2 protein-coding genes and 1 pseudogene are annotated in these 1477 nt (G+C 61.5%); all 3 read right to left on the bottom strand.

The window, feature by feature from the left end; translation table 11 throughout:
- Nucleotides 1–432: pseudogene (locus tag EN893_RS33675) on the bottom strand (F0F1 ATP synthase subunit alpha); the annotation flags it as partial.
- Nucleotides 432–992 (bottom strand): F0F1 ATP synthase subunit delta, encoded by a 561-nt coding sequence (locus EN893_RS33670; RefSeq protein ID WP_023762496.1) that lies wholly within the window; start codon nucleotides 990–992, stop codon nucleotides 432–434. The gene EN893_RS33670 and the pseudogene EN893_RS33675, both read right to left, overlap by 1 nt.
- A gap of 246 nt (nucleotides 993–1238) precedes the next feature.
- Nucleotides 1239–1477, bottom strand: a 239-nt coding sequence (locus EN893_RS33665; protein WP_128362163.1) for a DUF4345 family protein, incomplete at its 5' end; no start/stop codon positions are given.

The raw sequence follows: 1477 nt of genomic DNA, 5'->3' as shown, positions 1-1477 counted from the left end.
ATCGTCGACGTCCCCGTCGGCCCAGGCCTGCTCGGCCGCGTCGTCGACGCGCTTGCGCTCGACCGCCTTGATCGGACCCTTGCCGTCGATCGGATTACCGAGCGCGTCGACGACGCGGCCGAGCAGGCCTGGGCCGACGGGGACGTCGACGATGGCGCCAGTGCGCTTGACGATGTCGCCTTCCTTGATGTCGCGGTCGGCGCCGAAGATGACGACGCCGACATTGTCGGCTTCGAGGTTGAGCGCCATGCCGCGGATGCCGCCGGGGAATTCGACCATTTCGCCGGCCTGGACATTGTCGAGGCCGTAGACGCGGGCGATACCGTCACCGACGGACAACACCTGTCCGACTTCGGAGACCTCGGCCTCCTTGCCGAAATTCTTGATCTGGTCTTTCAGAATTGCGGAAATTTCCGCGGCGCGGATGTCCATCAGCCGACCTCTTTCAGTGCAAGCTTGAGCGAATTGAGTTTGGTTTTGAGCGACGTATCGATCTGGCGCGAGCCCATCTTGACCACCAGCCCGCCGAGCAGCGACGGATCGACGGTGACGGAGATAGCCACGTCCTTGCCGGCAACGCTCTTCAGCGCCGCCTTGAGTTCGGTCTGCTGGGCAGCCGTCAGTTCGTGAGCCGACGTCACTTCAGCAGCGGTCTCGCCACGATGTTCGGCTGATATCTGGCGGAACGCCCTGATCATGCCGGGAATGGCGAACAGCCGGCGGTTACGGGCGACGACGCGCAGGAAATTGCCGGTGAGGCCGGCAATCCCGGCCTTGTCGGCGATTGCCGCGATGGCCTTCGCCTGGTCCTCGCTGGAGAACACCGGGCTGTTGATCAGCCGGGTGAGATCAGCGCTGCCCGCGAGCATGGCTTCGAAGCTGTTGAGGTCAGCTTCGACCTTGGCCACGGAATTTGCCTGCAGGGCGAGTTCGAACAGCGAACCCGCATAGCGTTCTGCGACACCTGAGATTGGCGATGACGATTGAGCCACGGACCGTCTTTTCTCTTGTCTGACAGGCCGTAGATTGTTGGCGCGAGCAAAAACTCTGGCTAAATCTTTGACCTTACTGCATTTTTTCAAGCACGGAGACGCGGCTTCCGCTATCCCCGGCCGAAAGTCGATTGCCGTCTAGCACAGGCATTTTAAGACCGCAATGCGTCGTTCCGCATGGTTTTCAGGCACTATTGTCGCATCCGGCGAAAGTCACCCGTCTTCCATCGCGGAATACCCAACGATTCAAGGCAGAAAGCCGAAGGCAAAGGCGAGCGGCAACGCCGCCAGCACCAATTCCACCACAATGGAAACCCAATTGAAAGGCGTGTTGGCGCCATCCGACATCATCGACAGCAGCCGGCCGAAGGCGGTGAACAGCCAGGAGAAGCCAAGCGCCATGTAGATCAGCGGCTGCGCCAGCAGGATACAGCACAGGCCGACGCCGAGATAGAAGCCCGACATCCTGCCGCGCCCCTCGGCGA

Origin of the sequence: Mesorhizobium sp. M7A.F.Ca.CA.004.04.2.1, from assembly GCF_004022825.1 — a bacterium.
Lineage (GTDB): Bacteria > Pseudomonadota > Alphaproteobacteria > Rhizobiales > Rhizobiaceae > Mesorhizobium.
Note: the sequence above shows the minus strand (reverse complement) of the source record. Positions and strands in the feature narration are given on the sequence as shown.